The organism is Methanobacterium paludis (assembly GCF_000214725.1).
Classification (GTDB): Archaea; Methanobacteriota; Methanobacteria; order Methanobacteriales; family Methanobacteriaceae; genus Methanobacterium_C; species Methanobacterium_C paludis.
Map to the genome: position 1 here is coordinate 1,089,829 of NC_015574.1, position 18,557 is coordinate 1,108,385.

An 18,557-nucleotide genomic window follows, 5' to 3' on the forward strand; every position below is an offset into this window, starting at 1 on the left:
TGCATTTTAATGATTAAAGATTTTACAGAGATGTAAACATGCAGAGCAGGTACTCACGACAGATAATATTACAAAATATCAAAGAAGAAGGTCAAAAAAAGCTTTTAAGCAGTAGTGTAGCAATAGTTGGGTGTGGAGCCCTTGGAACAGTTGTTGCAAACAACCTTGCAAGAGCAGGAGTTGGCAAAATATCAATAATAGACAGGGATTTTGTAGAATTGAACAACCTTCAAAGACAGCTGCTTTTTGACGAAAACGATGTGGGAGCCCCTAAAGCCGTGGCTGCGGCAGAAAAGATTAATGCAATAAACTCTGAGATTGAGGCAGATCCTGTTGTAAAAGACTTAAATTATAGTAATGTTGAAGAACTTTTAAAAGGATTTGATCTGGTACTTGACGGTACAGACAACATACAGACCAGAATGCTTGTAAATGACGTCTGCGTTAAAAATGGAATTCCATGGATATACACAGGAGCAATAGGAACCTCAGGAATGATGATGAATATCCTGCCAGGCAAAGCATGCTTAAGATGCCTCTACCCCGGCGTTCCAAAGCCGGGTTCACTTCCAACTTGCGACACCATGGGAGTTTTAAACACAGCTACTTCGATCATGGGTTCAATGGAGAGCACAGAAGCCATAAAAATAATCTTAGGCGAATACGATGGAAATGAAAAGACATCGAGCACTTTAGTTGTATACGATGCCTGGAACCATTCTTTAGACAATATACTTGTCAAGAAAAACGATAAATGCAAATGTTGTGTTGAAGAAGACTTTGATTACCTGATTTCTGATGAAAGGGAGATTATAACATCACTATGTGGAAGAAATGCAGTACAGATAACACCTGCAGACCCTAAAGAGCTTTCATTGAAAAATTTAGCAGATAACCTTGAAAAATTGGGTAGTGTTAAATGTACAGATTTCATAATGCTCTTCAAAACAGATGAGATCGAAATATCATTATTTAAGGATGGAAGGGCAATAATAAAAGGCACCAATGATGAAAAAGTTGCAAGATCGATCTATGCGAGGTACATAGGAACATGAATGTTATCAAACTTGAAAGAGAACCCAAAAAAGAGTCTTCAGATCTGGCCCACGAGGTTTTAAATAATCTAAAGGCATCCCCAGACCTGGGATTATTCAAATGTGTTCAGTGCGGCATGTGCACATCCACATGTCCAGCAGCAAGGCACAGCGACTATGATCCAAGAGAAATGGTTAAAAGAGTCCTTGAAAATGACCTGAGCGTTGTATCAGATGATAAAATATGGAACTGCTTCTACTGTTACACATGTCACAGCATATGCCCTTCAGGAAACAGTGCATCTGAAGTAAATCAGATTTTAAGGCAGAAAGCAATCAAGGAAGGACACGGAGCTAGAAAAATAACATCCTTTGTAGCCTACGGAGACAGCTTCCTGGAATTTGGAATAGGATCCATACCCAACGATTTCTTTGACACCCTCATAAAGGATTTTGGAATGGAATATCTGGACTTGAAGGTGAATCTTGATGATATACGCTCTGACCTCGGACTTGGAAACTACATATTAACTGGAGATTCCATTAAAGAAGTTGGAGATATATTAAAGGGAACCGGATTTAAAGATAGGCTTGAGAAGATAAGAGAATGTAAAAATAAGGATTCAAAGTCATCTGAAGATAAAAAGGATAATGAATGAGTTTAGGATTTAAGTCATAGATTAAATAATTGATTCCAAGTCAAATAAACAATTTAAAATTAAATAATGAAATTTCATGATTTATTTAAATGTAAACTGATTTATTAGATCAAAGGTAAAATAATCAAATTCCAATTCTAAATTTAATCAAATTTATGTAAAATTAATTAAAATTTAATAGATCAATAAAAAAATTCAACCTAAAATCATCTATAATTAACTTAAAGATAAGAGATGCGACAAATGAAGAAAATACCTGATAAGGAAATTTTACTCTTCAAAAGCTGTCTTGTGAATGTGGAATACCCTGGTATTGAATCGTCCACACGCTACATATTCGACAAATTGGGAGTGGATTACCACGTTGACGATAGACAGTCATGCTGTACCGGCCTCGGCCATTACTACGACCTTTTTGACCAGCTTTCAACCACAGCACTTGCAGCCCGTAACTTCCACATAGCAGAGGAAACAAAGCACCAGAACATAGCTGTGATGTGTGCAACCTGCTACGCAATTTTGAAAAAATCTGCAGACATCCTAAACGAGAATGAAGATGCACGAAATGAGATAAACGGTATCTTAAAGGATTCTGGACTTGAAGAAATGGAATATGAAGAAGGAAGTGTTGATCCACGCTTGAACATATTCCATGTTGCGGAAATTTTATTTAACAAGAAAGAAGAAATTTCTCCCCTTGTTAAGGTGGATTTCTCAAAGTTCAAAGTGGCATCCCACCATGCCTGCCACTACTGCAAGGTACACTACAAAGACACCATAGAAGGTGTGAGAGACCCAACCCTTATAGACGGACTTGCAAAGGCATGCGGGGTTGAAACAATAGGATGGTACGACCATAAAAGGGTCACATGCGGTGCAGGATTCAGACAGAGATTCACAAACAAGGATCTATCACTCTCGGTCACAGCAGAAAAACTCCAGACACTTCAAGATAAAGGGGTGGATATACTACTTCACATGTGTCCGAACTGCCAGATGCAGTTTGACCGTTACCAGCCCTACATTGAAAAGGAACTTGGAACTGAGTTAAACATTTTTCACCTGAACATTTCCCAGTTCATTGCACTGGCATTTGGAGCAGACCCTTACAAAGTGGTGGGTGTCCAGACACACACAGTTCCACTGGAACCACTACTTAAAAGATTAAACATACCAGCTAATCAAAAGGAAAATAATAAGGAAGAACTTAAAATAAAAAAATAAGTTAATTAAATAATCAAATGAAATTGTTTTAAAACTTTATATTCACGCATATAACTCCTTAAGAGGGATAAAATGAGCGATCATTCATTTTCACATGTTTCACCTAAATCAGAGCCCAAGGTCGGTGTTTTTGTATGCCACTGCGGAGGGAACATTTCAGATACCGTAGATATGGAAAGGCTTAGATCTTCTACAAACGCCACAGTTGTGGAAGAATTTGAAAATCTTTGTTCAATTAACGGACGTAAACTTATAAGGGACAGCATAATACAAGAAAATTTGGACCGTATTGTGGTTGCTGCATGTTCACCCATAACCCACGAAAAGACTTTCCAAAATTATATAAACCCTTTAAACCCTTATCTCCTTGAGATGGCCAACATAAGGGAACAGTGTTCATGGGTACATAACGATAGGGAAAAGGCAACGGACAAAGCCATTTCACTGGTTAACGCAGCCATTGAAAAGGTTAAATATTCCCAACCTCTGGACCCTGCAGTTCGAAAAACCCCAAGAACCGCTGCTGTAATAGGTGGTGGAATATCTGGTATAACTGCAGCCCTTTCTCTTGCAAAACAGGGCATAAAAACCTGTCTTATTGAGAAAAGGCCAACAATTGGCGGGTCAATGGTAAAGGTAGGTAAAGTTTTCTCCCCTGAGAAGCTTGCAGAGGAATGTGCAATGTGTCTTTTAAACCCCATTGTAAATGAGGCGGTGCAGCACAAAAATATTAAAATTCTCACCAACACCAGACTTGAAAAGGCAGAGAGAAGATCAGGAAATTTCAACCTCTTACTTGAGACGAAACCAAGACATGTACTGGAAGATAGGTGTATAAGCTGCGGAAACTGTGCCAAAGTATGCCCTGTTGAGGTGGCTGATTCATGGAATGAAGGAATGACCATAAGAAAGGCAATTTACAAATCGTTCCCCCAGGCAGTTCCAGATGTTTATACAATTGATGAAGAAAATTGTAAAAGATGTGGAAAATGCCAGGAAGTCTGCAGAATGGATGCAATAGACCTTTCCATGGAAAAAGAAATTGTACCTCTCAGTGTGGGTTCTGTAATAATAGCAACGGGCCACAAGACCATTGACATGGAAAAACGGCCAGAATATGGTTACAGCAGGTACGAGGATGTTATAACTCAAATGGAGCTTGCAAGGATCATGGGTGTCAACGGACCAACCAACGGAAAACTGCTAAAACCCTCCAATGGAAAAATTCCAAAACGCGTTGTAATGATACAGTGTGTAGGTTCAAGGGACGAAAAACCCGGAGGAAGAAGATACTGCTCCAAAGTCTGCTGCATGGTGGCCATGAAACATGCAAACATAATAAAAAACCATTATCCTGATACAGAAGTTATAATATGTTACACTGACATTAGAACTCCAGGAATGTACGAAAAGTACTACAAATACGGACAATCCAATGGAGTTAAACTTTTAAGGGGCAGACCCGGAGAAGTGATTGACAGAGACGGTACAATAATTGTTAGGGCAGAGGACACTCTTCAGGGAACACCAGTTGAGATAGAAACTGACATGGTAGTGCTTTCAACTGCAATGGAACCTTCAAATGGAACAGTTGAAGTTTCAAGGAAACTAAACGTTGGTTTAACAGAGGAACTTTTCGTCAAGGAAAAACATCCAAAGATGAAACCTGTAAGTACCGACGTTAAAGGTATATACGTCTGCGGTACTGCCCAGGGGCCTAAAGACATTACAGACAGTATTGTCCAGGCAAATGCAGCATCTTCAAAGGTTGCAGAGCTCATGAACTGTGGTTTGGAAGTTGAACCCTTTGTAGCATACAGGGATAATTCTAAATGTGATGCATGCGGCAAATGCCTGGATGCATGTTACTACAAGGCAATTTACATACACGGAAGTTCTGTATCTGTTGACCCCATATCCTGCAAAGGATGCGGTGCATGCATATCCGAATGCAAAAACGATGCCATAGAAATAAGGGGTCAGACAGATGAACAGATCTTTGCAATGATCTCAGGAATGTTAAAGAATAAAAAACAGGGTGAAAGGAGGATCCTGGCATTTCTCGATAATGTGGGATACGTTTCAGCAGATAATATGGGTATAAATAAGGTTAAATGTCCTGATTCAATTAGAATCATTAAAATTCCATCCATAAACCGGTTAATGCCAAAACATGTTCTCCACGCATTCAGGGAAGGTGCAGATGGTATAATTCTCGGGGAGTATCCTGATAGTCCGATTCATTCCAAAACGGAAGAAAAAGTGAAAACATTGAAAGTAGAGCTCGCTAAAAATGGAATAGATCCTGAAAGACTGGCCTTTTACAAGGTTTACATACCCTACTTCAGGGGTCTTGCCAACAAGTTCGCGAAATTTGATGGAGAAATAAGGTGTTTGGGAAGCTAAGAGATTCTATTTTTTAAATATAACTCTTTTTTTATTTTTTTTATGTTTATTCATTTATACACTTACATTATAGTCATTTTACTAGTTACTAAGAATCTTAATTAATTCAATGGAATATATTAACCATCCACCATTTTTAGGGACAGTTATTTTTATTCTTTTTAATGATTTTGAATGAAAGAATGAATTTCTATTATTTGATTTTTTCATCAATTAAAACCTTAATGTAACGTAATAATGTCATTAAAAATGATTTAATTTATTTTTATACCCGTAACTTTTATTATCTAACTCTTTTATACCAATGTTTCACAAGGTAAGGGCTTATATACTCAATTTTTTCACATTTAAAATTTAATTGATTTTTTATTTCTCCAAATAATGGTATTCCTTCACCTAATATTAAGGATACATAAGAAATTATCATCTCATCAATTAAATCCTCTTTAAGGAATGATTGGATAGTTACTCCGCCGTCAATATACAAATTTTCCAATCCTCTTGAATTGAGGTCTTTCAATATATCTTTTAATTTCCCACTCACTATTTTCGCTTTATTTTTTAATTCTACAGATAATATATCTAAAGTATTAGTTAAAACGTACACTGGCTTATCATAGGGCCATTCATTAAATTCCAATACTTTTTCATAGGTTTTTCTGCCCATAACTATGCCATCAATACTATCAATAAACTCACCAAAACCATGATCACTGTTGTTTTCGTTGGGGATGGTATTAAGCCATTTAATATCTCCATCAGGTCCTGCAATGTATCCATCAAGACTGACTGCTATATAAACGATGTTCATCTTAAAAACCCAATTTTAATTATCAGTTTCAATTAACACAATAATCATTTCATAACATATTACTATTACTATGGTGTTGTTTTGTTTTTAGTTTATCTTTAGTGTTATTCCTGTGATTGTTGGAAGTCCTTTGGAATCTTTAAATCAGCTGTTCCAGCAGTACATAAGGGTAGGGCTTTCAATAAATTATCCTGACGTTCATATGGCAAAGTTAAGAAGACTATTTCTGGTTTAAATCCTTGATTAAGTCTTGCTGTCCAGTCAACCATTGTTAAATTGGTGCATTCTGTCATTGTGGTGTAGGCTAGAATAATGTTTAAATTTACTAAATCCTTTAATTTAGAATTTTTTTAAGAGAAGGCTGTTATTTTTATTGTTCCTTTTGCTGAAACATCCCGTATTCCAACACTTTTTGCACCATTTGATAGTAAGGTTAGGCTTCCTGTTGGATGAGTTGAGTTGACGGACACTGTTCTAAGGTCAATATTGCTATTGTAATCTATTTTTTGACCTTGTTCAGGAACGAAGTTCAATGTTATGAACTGGAAATAGCTAGTGGAATTAGTTGTATTGGTTAAATTAGTATAATTTACTTGCACACTCGTTGTCCCATTCGGCAATGGAATGTAATTAAATGTTTCAGGATTGGCTGTAGATGTTGTTAGATTAGATGTCCACGTTGTTTTTGTCTGATTTAGTGAGCCAAATACTCCAGTAACCACTGCAATTCCTAAAATTACCACTATAAAAGCTATAATAATTCCCAAGCTTTTTTTATTCATATTACTTTTATTGGTTTTTATCAGTCATATTTTTTATCATGGTTGTCATAATTTAAAATCTGCAAAAAAATATTCAGTTATGTTACATACCACTTATCCCTTAGATTTTTTCCAAAGAAAAATTCTTTAACAAGTTCATAGTTATTTATATCTGTTTTTGAAAAATGTCATGATGTAATTTAGGGATTGAATCTTAAGTATTTACAAAATGTTAAATATTGGAGGAAATATGAACAAAATAGTGCTCGGTCTCCCAAAAGGGAGTTTAAATAATGTAAATAGAGGAAATACCTACCAATTGTTTGTTGATGCAGGTTACGAAGTTAGGGGATATGAACCTGGCAATGAATCCAACGAAATCAATATAATGAACGACCCGGAAATAAAAGCATTTTTAACCAGACCTCAGGGTGCTGCAGTTGAATTGAATCGAGAAATGATCGATATTGCCATCATAGGTGAAGATTGGGTGAGAGAAGAGTCCATCAATAGTAACGGAGATCCAATAAAAAAGATCGGTGATCTGGATTACGGACAGACAAGATTGATCGTTGCAGTGCCAAATGAAGCTCCTTACCAGTCTCTCACAGAATTCTTCAGGGCAAATAGGGACAGGAAAAAACCAATATTGTGTTTCACAGAATATCCTAACCTGACAAGACAGCACTTCATGAACAATGAAGGGTACAAAGAAGTCTTCGGTGATGACATTCCACTTGTACAGGTAAGGGGTCTCCGTGATGGAAGTAACAATCAGGTGCAGATCATCAATTCCGACGGTGCAACTGAGGTTTACATTGCAAAGGGCGCCGACATAATTGTTGACAACACCCAGACCGGAAACAGCCTCAGAAAAGCAGGTTTAAGGGAACTTGAAACCATCATGGAATCCAGTGCAGGGCTTTATGCAGGTCCAAGTTGCACAGGTGAAAAAGAAGATAAAGCTCAGATGATGTTTGAACAGTTGTTCGGCGCTGTTGAAGCACGGAAGTACTTTGATGTGAAGTTCAACATCTTCAATCAGAAGGTTGAAGAGGTCAAAGAGTTCCTTCTATCCAATAAATTCTGTTCAGATGAGCCAACAGTGGTTGAGGGAAATAAATTTTCTCAGGTAGATGTTTTAATTCCTAAAACCAAGTTTCCAGAGATGTTAAGTGGAATAAAAGGTTTCGGTGCATCTGCAGTAATCCGGGAAAACGTAAAACAGTATGTGAAATAACATCAAATTAAATATTGAAGAAATAATTCAGGTTAAATGGGGGGAGTTATTTGAGACAAATTTTGAAACAGTTTTTGATCACACCGGCAGCTGGAAAACGTTTAATAGCCAAGGCTATGGTAAAACATCTTTCAATCACTAAGGCCCTTAAATCAGGTACAGTGGCCATTATAGCAGGCACCACCAATGGTTATGTGGCCGAGGAGATCTTGTCAGATATCGGGCAGATAGAAGGATTTTCCAGAAAAAGCTTCTTCAGGGGTCTTGTACTTCCTCCAGGAAAACCTTTAACCAGTACTGGCCGAGTTAAAGATGAAAACAAGTTTCTAGGTGATGTGATAATCAAAGACGGTGTCTGGCAGAAAGGGGCCACAATATTCGATGTGGTGGATAACTTAACAGAGGGAGATGTTATTTTGAAGGGTGCAAATGCCATGGAGGTCTCCCGAAGGCAGGCAGCTATTTACATCGGTGATCCCCATGGAGGCACGATTGGGGCGGCACTTCAATCAGTTATAGGACGCAGAGTTCAATTAATTCTTCCAGTTGGACTGGAAAAACGTGTTTTATCCGATTTAAATGAATTAGCATTGAAATTAAATGTTCCAGGTTCACAGGGTCCGCGTTTATTACCGGTTCCAGGTGAAGTTGTCACTGAAATTGAAGCGATTTCAATGATCACAGGTGCCCAAGCAGAACTCGTTGCAGGTGGAGGAGTAGGTGGTGCAGAAGGTTCAATCTGGCTTGGGGTTAGTGGTCAAGATGAGGAATTAAAAGCAGCAGAAAAACTTTTAATCTCTGTTTCTTTGGAACCCCAGTTTAGTCTGGATTAATTCCAATTTATAATTTGGATTAAATTTTTTAGATTTAATTTTTAACCATAACCTTTTGATTTAAAATTAATTATGCATTGATAATATTGGACACATTAAGAGAAAATTAGACTTAAAAATGAAAAGGTTTAGTCAGTAATGTGCATTTTCCTTGTGAATCTTTTCAATAAATTTGAGGTTGAAAACATCTCCTTCTTTTAAATCTTTTTTCATGTACCCCAACTCCCTTAAAACAGGGATAAAATCAAGTGTGGATTTTATATACTCCTCTGGAAGACTTGCACAGTACCTTGGAGATATTTTGTAAGTTTTGAGGACGAAATCTTTATCGATTACGCCCATTTCACTTGCTGCTATTTCTGCTGCGCGTTCAGGTTCTTTTCTTATCAGATTGCAGGCTTCTTCATGAGATTTTAAAAAATTAATTATAAAATCAGGGGATTTTGATATTAAATCTTCCTGAACAACTATTCCGTAACTTGGATTGTATGGCCAGAGTTGGTGTGGAGGAATTACAACCTTGGAATCAAACTGCATTGAAGCAACCGTTGCAAGGGAGGGCGTTCCAGCTCCAGCTCCTATTTCTCCGCCCATTATGGCATCAGGTATGAAATCTGCCCATGGATAATTTTTGATGGATATATCAAACTCTTTTACCATACTGCGGATTACAACATCGTGAATGGATCCGCTGGAAGGTGTTCCAATTGACTTACCTTCAAACTGTTTTAAAACAGTTTTTAAATCGCCCAGTTCATCGAAGGAACCGTAAGATTCTGGTGCGATCATCACAGTGCCTTCTACATGGCCTCCACCAACACATTTGATCTTCATACCCTTTGAAATGCCTATCATCACGGGTGGAAGGCCTATGTAACCCATATCAATGTCTCCTGATTTGAAAGCATTCATCATGGCAGGGCCTGTTGGGTATAGAGTCCATTCAATGTTACCAAGTTCATTGGTACTTTTAAAATGGAATTTGTCGCTTTTTAAGATGAATGATGTGTGGTAAATGGTTGATAAATAGCCAATCTTCATTAATATACCTCCCCAATTTGCATAGTATTGATTTTTATTACAGAGTTTACTCTAAGAATCTTAATTTGATTTATAACAATAGTAATATAACAATTGTTATATTTAAATGTTTAATTGGAGAACTGAGACTAATAATTTAATAACAAAATGTTGATTTATTTATAAAAAATATGTCCTAAATTTTATTGGATAAGGGTGTAATAGTGTGGTAATTTGGGTGTAATTATGGAATAAATATTTAATCATAAAATTTGTAAGTATGTTCTATAAGTTCCAAGACATTTTTGAAAAACATTTTTTGGTTTTGATTGGAATCCATTTAAGTAAAAATAATAGTTAACGCTTGATAATTAAACGTAAGAAGTTGTAAAAATGGTTGAGAATACTGAAAATGAAAATAAAGACTTAAAAAAAGAAAACGAAAACTTAAAAAATGAATTAACTAAAGAAGGTGCTGAAAAATTTGAAGTATCAAATGCAGGACATCTTCTTGATTTTGATTTTGGAATAAGACATGTAACAATTGGAAGAACAATCCAAGGTTTTAACATTGAAATTAAAACCAATTTAGATAATGAAAATGTTAAAGAAATCAGTTCAATAAAGCAGTTTTTATCAAAGGAAGACCAAGATTTCCTATTTAAACCTTTAAAGTTCCATCATGAGGGTAATATTAAAGAAAATCTTCCTGAATTTATAAAAAAATTGAAGGAACTAAATAATTAATCGGTATAATCAGATTGAAGCCTTTTTAAGCTTCTAAACTTTTTTTATTTTTAAATCTTTAATATGGATTAAGTGAACAGTCATGCAAAAGATCCTTAAAACAAAAATCTGCAAGAACTGCGGACAAAAATTTGAAACAACAAGCGGAGCGCAGATATATTGTTCTTCATATTGTAAAAAAGAGTATTATTCTGAAAAGAAGAAGAAAAATTAAAATTAAATGGAAAAAGGTCCTCTGAGAACTTTTTTTCGGGAACTTGAACAGGTTTTTCCCGGGAACTTGAACAGTTCCACATTTTTAGAGGTAAGTTTTTACAATGAAAACATATCTAGTTTGTTTTCTCGTATAAAATCTAATAATTTCATGTATCTATATTTTTGGTATACCCACATTTAAATCTTTTAGGCCCTTCCTTGCTTTTATAAATCGTTATATTTTCCGATGAGTACCAATTTCAACTTCTTTATCCTGTTTGAAATCGTTTTTATATTCCACAAGTTCAATTTCACAGCCAGACCCTAATGTTATGTTATTTCCACGCACCACCTTTGCATAAGTATTCTCAAGGTAAATATCATCTCCTTCAATGATATCTGCAGTAAGTTCCTTGCCTCCAGTATGAATGATCATATTTTTAAAAAAGTTTAATTTCCCCTTTTTAACTGTAATTTCTGCACCACCAATTTCATGCACTTTACAAGGCAAATGTAAATTTATTTTTAGTATATCTGCATTTAGTAACCCACCAATTGTAAAACCACCATCTAAAGTAAAAGTTTCGGCATTACAATCACCGTCGGTTCTAATATTTCCTGTGATAACAGCTTCCTCTGCAAATATTTCGCCATTAATTTCTGCTTCTCCTTGAATTTTAACTTTTTTTGCTTCTAAATTGCCTTTAATATTGCTATGGCCTTTTATGTCTACTTTACTTCCTGCTTTTAAATTGCCCCCAAATTTACCTTCTCCATAAATTTTAAGGTTGATACAGTCAATGTCTCCATGTACTTTTCCTTCTCCCATTATACTGACGTTATCATATTTACCGCCTGACGAGCTTCCCTGCCCATGAATTTTTAAGTCCATTTGATGATTTTTATCCATAAAGATTCCCTCCATTAAGATATTTTAATTTTTAATTCTTCAATTAAATTTGACATGTTTAGACTTTCAATGATTTTCATGCTGTTTTCAAAATAAATCTCGCAAGGTTTAGAGATTAAACAACAGCTGGAAATCCCTAACTTACGTATGAAAATTAATTCACAATTTTTTCCTTTGAATTTGGGATATTGTTCCTCTAAAAGATTTAATATAATTTCTCCTTCTTCAAAATTGATTTTACCAGATTCAAACATTTTATCTAAAATATGGAGATAGAGTATTTTTTCAAAAGCAAATTCTTCAGTTTTGCCTTTTAGTTTTGTGTAAAATTCAATGGTTGTCTTTGAAACAATGTTCCATTCAATTAATTTTTCTTTTTTTAGTACTGTTTCCATCAAATCTGGGGAAAGCATGTTAGCTAGATCATCCAGGGATACATCTCCTTTCATGTTTTTAATCTTCCCAATTCTGTCCAGTATTCTTTCTTTAGGAAAAAAGGTTTCCTGGCCTGTAAATGTGGATTTGCGGATGAACCATTCTTCGGGTATGAGATTTTTTCTTTTCCAACGGTATAACTGACCGTATGAAATTCCCATCAGCTCCAATAGTTCTTTCTTTGATATTAAGTCGGATTCCATAAACAAATCACTCTCATGTTTTTTTACTATTTTTTATATCCTTAAATTTCTGTAATCTTACAGCAAATCTTGATAATACAAATGATTTTTGTAGCAACATAACATAACACTGTTTCACAGTAGAATTTTATGATATTTAAGCTTTGCCATCAAAGGATTCTGTTAAATTAATGTGTATAAAAAATAATAAAAATTTAGAAAATAGTCTGTGATAAAATTACATCTACCTTAATTCTTATAAAAATAAAGATGTGCATTTATGTTACTAATAACCCCTGAAACAATGAAAAAATAAAAAATATGGTACTTATGAACTAATTTGCATTAAAAACCGATAGAAAATGAATCGGCGTTTATTTTAAGGAAACCATGGTTACCATTGAATTCATTTTTTCCTATTTCAGCTTTATCATAATATAATGTTTCATCTGTGGCTACAATTTTATGACCAAATATGTAAAATCTTCCATTTAATTTGAAATGATTTGAACCAAGTTCTTCAAAGTCTAACCAAACTTCACCATTTTTATTTTTTACTGTAACTGGGTTACCTTCTTTCAAATCGTAGTTTTTTCCGACATTTACATTACTATTTTCTATTTTAGCGACAATATTCCCTTCCTCATCTTTCATTGTACAGTTTAACACTATTTTGCCATCTTCACCTTCATGGAATGTAATATTTTCTTCATCAATATCTGTTTTTACAGCATAGAACACGCCTTTACAATTGTCTAATTTATTTGAACCAAATATGACTCCATAGCTTTTTTCTTCCATTAATAATCCCCCTAATGTTTTTGATGTAATAATGAAATAAATTAATCATCACTTCATAATTAAGTTTCATAACGTATAAAATATTAATGAAAATGAATTTATTAGTAATAATATAAATTTCAAAATAAAATAAAGAAAATTATTTTAGAGGATATAGATATGGATTTTTATAGAAGCGCTAGGAATAGGGGTATGATGGAGTTCTTGCAGATAAAATAAGAATATATAAATTTGAAACTGGAAGTGTATGTTGTTTCAAAGATAAAAATGAGTATTATAAAAAAAATTAATTTTTAATTTTTATGAGTTTTGTGGAATCTGAAATACAAATATAATAGATTGTTATAGTTTAATGTTGCAATAATTGACGCAAGCTGATTCAAGGCAAAAGGAAACATTTGTAGTAATTTAATTTTTCTTTAGTTAATTGATGAGTTTACAAAAAAAAGCGTTGAGTAAGTGATACTGCGTTTTGATCTAAACGGGCCGAGAGGGATTTGAACCCTCGATGACAGGATTAAGAGTCCTGCGCACTGCCAGACTGTGCTACCGGCCCATAATATAATTTATTATTCAATTTCTGTTTTACTTGAATGAAATTTGCAACAATCAAAAAATTTTCTTTATTTGACCTTTAAAGTCCTGAAACTTCTACTTTTAAGGGATCTTTTGTCAGATCTAAAAATCTTACACTTTTCTATAAGATCTGCAAAAAATTAATTATGTTTTCTTTGGTTTTAAAGCTTTTTATTAAACACTTGGTCACAACGTATTGATATTATTTGAATAAGGAAAAATATGAAAAATAACTGAAAAATTTAATAAAAATTTTAAATAAAAAAACAGCTAGATCAACCGCCTGCAATAGTTTGGAACATTACAACTTGATCCCCATCTTTTAAAGGAGTTTCCATACCATTTATAGCCCTTATGTCTTCACCGTTGACAATTACTTTTAAATAATCCCTTATATCTCCGTTATCATCAAACAAAACATCTTTAAATTCGCTTTGATATTTTTGGGATAAAATATCAATTAGATTGGCCATATCTTTTGCATCTTTGATTTCTGTGGCCCTTTCACCTGTGATATCCAAGAATCGTGTTAAAAATTTTACCTCAATCATTAATTCATCTCCATGCTCTTTTTAGGATTCTTTATTTCATATTTAAAATAAATAATTAGTAAGTTTTTTTATTTATAATAAGCTTTGAATATCATCATTGAATATCCTGATTTTATTTTAAATTTGTTCTTAGTTTATTCTTAACCTATTTTTAGTATTCAATATTTTAACTTTTATTAATTAGGTAAAACTCATATATAACTATAGTTATCTTCTGATAATTTCATTCTATTCATTACAGTATTTCAATATAACGATCGTTAACTATTTATATTATCCTAAAGAATCAATAGTCTATAACGATTTAGTTATCGTTATAGAATAAATGAAACATCAAATAGATGTTGATGGAAAAATATCACAACGTATCATAATTTTGAATAAATTTATATCAAATCGCTCAATGTATCACTACATTATTATGATAATTCCTTTGTGGTAACTCTATCAACATATCTGTGCTGTTTTACTAACATATGAGAAAAGAAAATGAGAACAGAGGTGATTTCATGCCTTTAAGGGTAGCAGTTGCAAGCAGTGATGGTAAGTACATAAACCAGCATTTTGGACACGCTCAACAGTTTCTGATATTCGATATTCATGATGATGGAAATTATGGATTTATAGAGCTTAGAAAGAGTCCGCCGTCCTGCAGTGGCGGTGTTAGTAATAATAATGCAAGGGCAAAAACCCTGGATCTTATAAAGGACGCTAACGTAGTTCTTGTCAGTCAGATTGGTCCAGGCGCAGCATCATCTTTGATAGCACATGGTATTCAACCATACATGGTACCAACTTTCATAGAGGAAGCATTAACGAAATTAGCATCTCGAATAGTAGCCAACAATAAATTAACTAATAATGATTAATTTTATTTTAAAATAATTTAAAACTACCAAACAAATTTTGATGCTAAATTAAGAATTATAAATAGGATTTAATAAATTTAATTGATTTAAATTACTTATCTATTTGAAAGAAGGTTTAATATGGAAGTTTACTTTAAATTAAAAAAAGAATAACGATCGTTAACTATTTATATTAAACCTCACTTAACAATTGTTATATCAATGGTTATGTGATCGTTTCTGCCTCTCTTCGATCCGTGCGATTGTTATACAGAATCTAATGAGAACAGGAGGAAAAAAAGTGAGCCCAAATAAGGGAATAGACGAATCGCAAGATAAATCGATAGAATCCCAAGAAGAATCGATAGATCTGACTAAGACGACATGTCCTAACAGGGAACAGCGAGCCAATGGTACAAACGTGTACTATGGGAAAGCATCTGAACTGTTAAAGGACGCAAAAGAGGGCAATGTAACTTGTCATGAGAGAAAATTCCAGCAGTCTGGAGGTTGTGTTTTAAATTTTTACCTTGCAAACAGGGTCACAACAATCCGAGACTCCGTTGTAATATTCAACTCACCTGTCGGTTGTTCTGCAGGTGCACTCGGTTACAGAGAGTTATTCCGAGGTGTACCAGTAGAACTTGGAAGACCTGCCAAATACAATGTTAACTGGCTTACAACCAACCTGCAGCAAAATGATGTTGTTTATGGTGCCGGCCAAAAGCTCAAAGAAACCATACTTGAAGCAGAGCAGAGGTACTCACCAAAAGCCATTTTCATACTCACCTCCTGTACTACAGGAATAATCGGTGAAGATATTGAAGGAACTGTAAACGGAGTTCAACCACAGGTCAAGGCAAAAATCGTGCCTGTGCATTGTGAAGGAGTAAGATCCAGGCTTGTACAAACTGGATACGATGCATTCTGGCACGCGGTACTCAAATATCTGGTAAGGGAACCCCAGGAAAAACAGGAGGACCTTGTAAACTGTGCAAGTATGCTTTCTTACACATGGCAGGACAGACTTGAAATAAAAAGGCTCCTTGGAAAGGTTGGACTGCGGGTGAACTTCATACCCGAATTCGCCACTGTTGAACAGTTCGAACAGCTATCAGAAGCAGCAGTAACAGCACCAATCTGCCCAACATATACAGATTACCTTTCAAGAGGTCTTAAAAAGAAATATGGAGTTCCATACTTCCTTTACCCCTCACCAACAGGAATATCCAACACAGATGGATGGTTGCGTGAGATCGGAAAATACACAGGAAAAGAAGATGAAATTGAAGAACTCATAGCAGATGAACACAAAGTATGGGTGCCAAAAATGGAGGCAATCCAGGAAGAGTTCTTTAAATTGCGTAAAAATGGTGAAAAAGTTAGAATTTTAGGATCCCTTGGTCAGGGGAGGTTAGTTAACCAGTTACCTTACTTCGATGAGTTAGGACTTCAAGCTCCTGCTGCAATGAGCCAGGACTTTGACGACCTTCTGATCGATCAGCTTGATGACATAGTTGAAAAAGTCGGTGACTTCGACATCATGGTAAACACTTTCCAGGCAGCAGAACAGGCAAACGTTACAACAAATCTGGATCCAGACCTAACTTTAACATGCCCCTTCCAGGGAGGTACATGGGAACGTGATAGTAACATTACAAGGATACACTCCTTAAGAGGAGATGCAGACCCATGGAGTGCCCAGAGTGGATATGCAGGTGCAGTTGCATTTGGTAATTTCTTGCTACAGGGATTAAAAAACAAGTCCTACCAGAAAACACTGAGCGAAAAAACGCCAAGAAGCTACAAGGATTGGTGGTACGAACAGCCGGACCCATTATATTATCTTGAAAAGGGGAAATAAAAATGACAGAAAATGAATCAAAAACCGAGCAAAAAACGTACATACAAGGAAACCCAAGCGAACACACCTTAGAAGCACCGAGATATAGTTGTTCTTTAGCAGGAGCCTATGGAACCACATTAGGAATACGTGGAGGAGTACCAATTTTACATTCTGGAGCAGGATGTGGAATAGGCCAACTCTTTGGAACTTTATATGCTGGAGGTCAGGGAGCAGGTGGTAACGAAGGAGGTACAAGTACGCCATGTTCCTGTCTTGTTGAGGAACACGTTATATTTGGGGGCGAAAAAAAACTCCGAAACCTGATCCAGTCAACAACAGAAATATTCAATGGAGAACTCTTTGTTGTAATATCTGGATGTGTTCCATCACTCATAGGCGACGATGTTGATGCAGTTGTAAATGAATTCAGGGACAAAGTACCAATAGTTCATGTCAATGCACCAGGATTCAGTGGTAACTCCTACGAAGGATACGAATTATTCTTTGAAGCTATTATAGACCAGCTTTTAACTGAAAAACCAAAAGAGAAGAAATTGGTGAACATATTTGGTGTTGTACCCTACAACCATGTTTTCTGGAAGGGAGAACTTCCAACAGTGAAAAAACTCCTTGAAAGTATTGGCGTTGAAGCCAACATTATATTCACAGAGGAGAATGGTCTTTCAAACATCCAAAAAATACCAGCCGCAGAATACAACATCGTTTTGTCACCTTGGAATGGTCACAGGGCAGTTAAGAAACTTGAAGAGAAATTTGGAACACCGTTCATTACATTCCCTGGAGTTCCTGTAGGTGCAAAACAGACTGGTGAATTCCTCAGAACTGTTGCAGAAAAACTGGACGTACCTTCAGATGAGGTTGAGGAAGTCATTAAAAAAGAGGAAAGCTGGACTTACCGTTACATGGAGTATCCGGGAGATGCAATCATTCTTGTGCGTCCACACTCATACTTTGCAGTGGCAGCAGATAGTAACACGGCTATAAGCCTCACCAAATTCCTTACAAATGAAATTGGTTATCTACCGGATATTGTACAGTTAACAGACAACCCTCCAGAGGAATACAGGGAAGGAATTGTTCGAGAGATACTGGACAACATTGACACAGTGGTTAAACCTGAAATAATCTTTGAAAGCGACACCTACAAAATAAGGAAAAACCTTGAGGATAGACCATTCCAGTTCCTTTTCTCAAGTTCCCTTGAAGCTCCAACAGCAATGGAAGACTTTGGAGCACTTCATGTAACCTCAGCATTTCCAGTATTCAACAAATCCATATTGGTACACAATTATGCAGGTTACGAGGGAGGATTAAGGCTAGTGGAAGATGTTGTCAGTACATTCGTTGGACCACTTTAGATAATACGCAGTATTAACCAATTTATGGCGGTTATAACCTTAAAAAGTTCGCCAAGTTCTTCAAGATTTGAGTTAATATACTGAAAATTAGAAAATACC

General features: G+C 35.4%; 19 protein-coding genes and 1 tRNA gene. 12 read left to right on the plus strand and 8 right to left on the minus strand.

The window, feature by feature from the left end:
• Positions 1-38: 38 nt before the first annotated feature.
• From MSWAN_RS05005 to hdrA, 4 genes are all read left to right on the plus strand, one after another.
• Positions 39-1,055, plus strand: a complete 1,017-nt coding sequence (locus MSWAN_RS05005; protein ID WP_013825527.1) for an NAD(P)H-binding protein — start codon at positions 39-41, stop codon at positions 1,053-1,055.
• The gene (gene hdrC / locus MSWAN_RS05010) at positions 1,052-1,693 is read left to right on the plus strand and encodes a ferredoxin:CoB-CoM heterodisulfide reductase subunit HdrC (protein WP_013825528.1); all 642 of its coding nucleotides are present in this window, start codon (positions 1,052-1,054) and stop codon (positions 1,691-1,693) included. Before MSWAN_RS05005 ends, hdrC begins: the two co-directional genes overlap by 4 nt.
• A 243-nt stretch (positions 1,694-1,936) precedes the next feature.
• Complete coding sequence (gene hdrB / locus MSWAN_RS05015) at positions 1,937-2,917, plus strand: ferredoxin:CoB-CoM heterodisulfide reductase subunit HdrB (RefSeq protein ID WP_013825529.1); 981 nt, start codon at positions 1,937-1,939, stop codon at positions 2,915-2,917.
• A gap of 72 nt (positions 2,918-2,989) precedes the next feature.
• Entirely contained in the window at positions 2,990-5,323 is a 2,334-nt protein-coding gene (gene hdrA, locus MSWAN_RS05020) for a ferredoxin:CoB-CoM heterodisulfide reductase subunit HdrA (RefSeq protein WP_013825530.1), read from the plus strand.
• Positions 5,324-5,606: 283 nt separating this feature from the next.
• Here hdrA and MSWAN_RS05025 read toward each other — a convergent pair whose 3' ends face one another.
• Positions 5,607-6,134 (minus strand): dihydrofolate reductase family protein, encoded by a 528-nt coding sequence (locus tag MSWAN_RS05025; RefSeq protein WP_013825531.1) that lies wholly within the window; start codon positions 6,132-6,134, stop codon positions 5,607-5,609.
• Positions 6,135-6,246: 112 nt separating this feature from the next.
• On the opposite strand from MSWAN_RS05025, the gene MSWAN_RS13110 reads away from it, so the two are divergent.
• Positions 6,247-6,369, plus strand: coding sequence for a hypothetical protein (locus MSWAN_RS13110; protein WP_265101176.1), 123 nt, complete (start codon positions 6,247-6,249; stop codon positions 6,367-6,369).
• Between the two features lie 115 nt (positions 6,370-6,484).
• Here MSWAN_RS13110 and MSWAN_RS05035 read toward each other — a convergent pair whose 3' ends face one another.
• Positions 6,485-6,916 (minus strand): hypothetical protein, encoded by a 432-nt coding sequence (locus MSWAN_RS05035; protein WP_013825533.1) that lies wholly within the window; start codon positions 6,914-6,916, stop codon positions 6,485-6,487.
• A gap of 229 nt (positions 6,917-7,145) precedes the next feature.
• Here MSWAN_RS05035 and hisG point away from each other — a divergent pair, with 229 nt between their 5' ends.
• Positions 7,146-8,135 carry an ATP phosphoribosyltransferase gene (gene hisG / locus MSWAN_RS05040; protein WP_013825534.1) on the plus strand — a complete coding sequence of 330 codons (990 nt, stop codon included), beginning with the start codon at positions 7,146-7,148 and terminating at the stop codon, positions 8,133-8,135.
• A gap of 50 nt (positions 8,136-8,185) precedes the next feature.
• Positions 8,186-8,968 carry a hypothetical protein gene (locus MSWAN_RS05045; protein ID WP_013825535.1) on the plus strand — a complete coding sequence of 261 codons (783 nt, stop codon included), beginning with the start codon at positions 8,186-8,188 and terminating at the stop codon, positions 8,966-8,968.
• Positions 8,969-9,100: 132 nt separating this feature from the next.
• Here the strand turns inward: MSWAN_RS05045 and MSWAN_RS05050 are convergent, their stop codons facing one another.
• Complete coding sequence (locus MSWAN_RS05050) at positions 9,101-10,009, minus strand: ABC transporter substrate-binding protein (protein WP_013825536.1); 909 nt, start codon at positions 10,007-10,009, stop codon at positions 9,101-9,103.
• A gap of 372 nt (positions 10,010-10,381) precedes the next feature.
• Between MSWAN_RS05050 and MSWAN_RS05055 the strand changes: the two genes are divergently transcribed.
• Together MSWAN_RS05055 and MSWAN_RS13115 are read left to right on the plus strand one after the other, a co-directional pair.
• Complete coding sequence (locus MSWAN_RS05055) at positions 10,382-10,735, plus strand: hypothetical protein (RefSeq protein WP_013825537.1); 354 nt, start codon at positions 10,382-10,384, stop codon at positions 10,733-10,735.
• Positions 10,736-10,817: 82 nt separating this feature from the next.
• Entirely contained in the window at positions 10,818-10,949 is a 132-nt protein-coding gene (locus tag MSWAN_RS13115; protein ID WP_265101177.1) for a hypothetical protein, read from the plus strand.
• A 216-nt stretch (positions 10,950-11,165) separates the two neighbouring features.
• Here the strand turns inward: MSWAN_RS13115 and MSWAN_RS05060 are convergent, their stop codons facing one another.
• From MSWAN_RS05060 to MSWAN_RS05080, 5 genes are all read right to left on the minus strand, one after another.
• Entirely contained in the window at positions 11,166-11,840 is a 675-nt protein-coding gene (locus MSWAN_RS05060) for a polymer-forming cytoskeletal protein (protein ID WP_013825538.1), read from the minus strand.
• Positions 11,841-11,854: 14 nt separating this feature from the next.
• Positions 11,855-12,478, minus strand: a complete 624-nt coding sequence (locus MSWAN_RS05065; protein WP_013825539.1) for a YhbD family protein — start codon at positions 12,476-12,478, stop codon at positions 11,855-11,857.
• 324 nt (positions 12,479-12,802) lie between these two features.
• Complete coding sequence (locus MSWAN_RS05070; RefSeq protein WP_013825540.1) at positions 12,803-13,258, minus strand: hypothetical protein; 456 nt, start codon at positions 13,256-13,258, stop codon at positions 12,803-12,805.
• A 482-nt stretch (positions 13,259-13,740) separates the two neighbouring features.
• Positions 13,741-13,814: transfer RNA gene (locus tag MSWAN_RS05075), tRNA-Lys, on the minus strand.
• A gap of 295 nt (positions 13,815-14,109) precedes the next feature.
• On the minus strand, positions 14,110-14,385 hold the full coding sequence (locus tag MSWAN_RS05080; RefSeq protein ID WP_013825541.1) for a MoaD/ThiS family protein: 276 nt from the start codon (positions 14,383-14,385) through the stop codon (positions 14,110-14,112).
• Between the two features lie 509 nt (positions 14,386-14,894).
• Between MSWAN_RS05080 and MSWAN_RS05085 the strand changes: the two genes are divergently transcribed.
• The 3 genes from MSWAN_RS05085 to MSWAN_RS05095 all read left to right on the plus strand — a co-directional run bounded on the left by MSWAN_RS05085 (position 14,895) and on the right by MSWAN_RS05095 (position 18,458).
• Positions 14,895-15,254, plus strand: coding sequence for a NifB/NifX family molybdenum-iron cluster-binding protein (locus MSWAN_RS05085; RefSeq protein WP_013825542.1), 360 nt, complete (start codon positions 14,895-14,897; stop codon positions 15,252-15,254).
• Between the two features lie 280 nt (positions 15,255-15,534).
• Positions 15,535-17,097, plus strand: a complete 1,563-nt coding sequence (locus MSWAN_RS05090) for a nitrogenase component 1 (RefSeq protein ID WP_013825543.1) — start codon at positions 15,535-15,537, stop codon at positions 17,095-17,097.
• Between the two features lie 2 nt (positions 17,098-17,099).
• The gene (locus MSWAN_RS05095; protein WP_013825544.1) at positions 17,100-18,458 is read left to right on the plus strand and encodes a nitrogenase component 1; all 1,359 of its coding nucleotides are present in this window, start codon (positions 17,100-17,102) and stop codon (positions 18,456-18,458) included.
• Positions 18,459-18,557 lie beyond the last annotated feature (99 nt).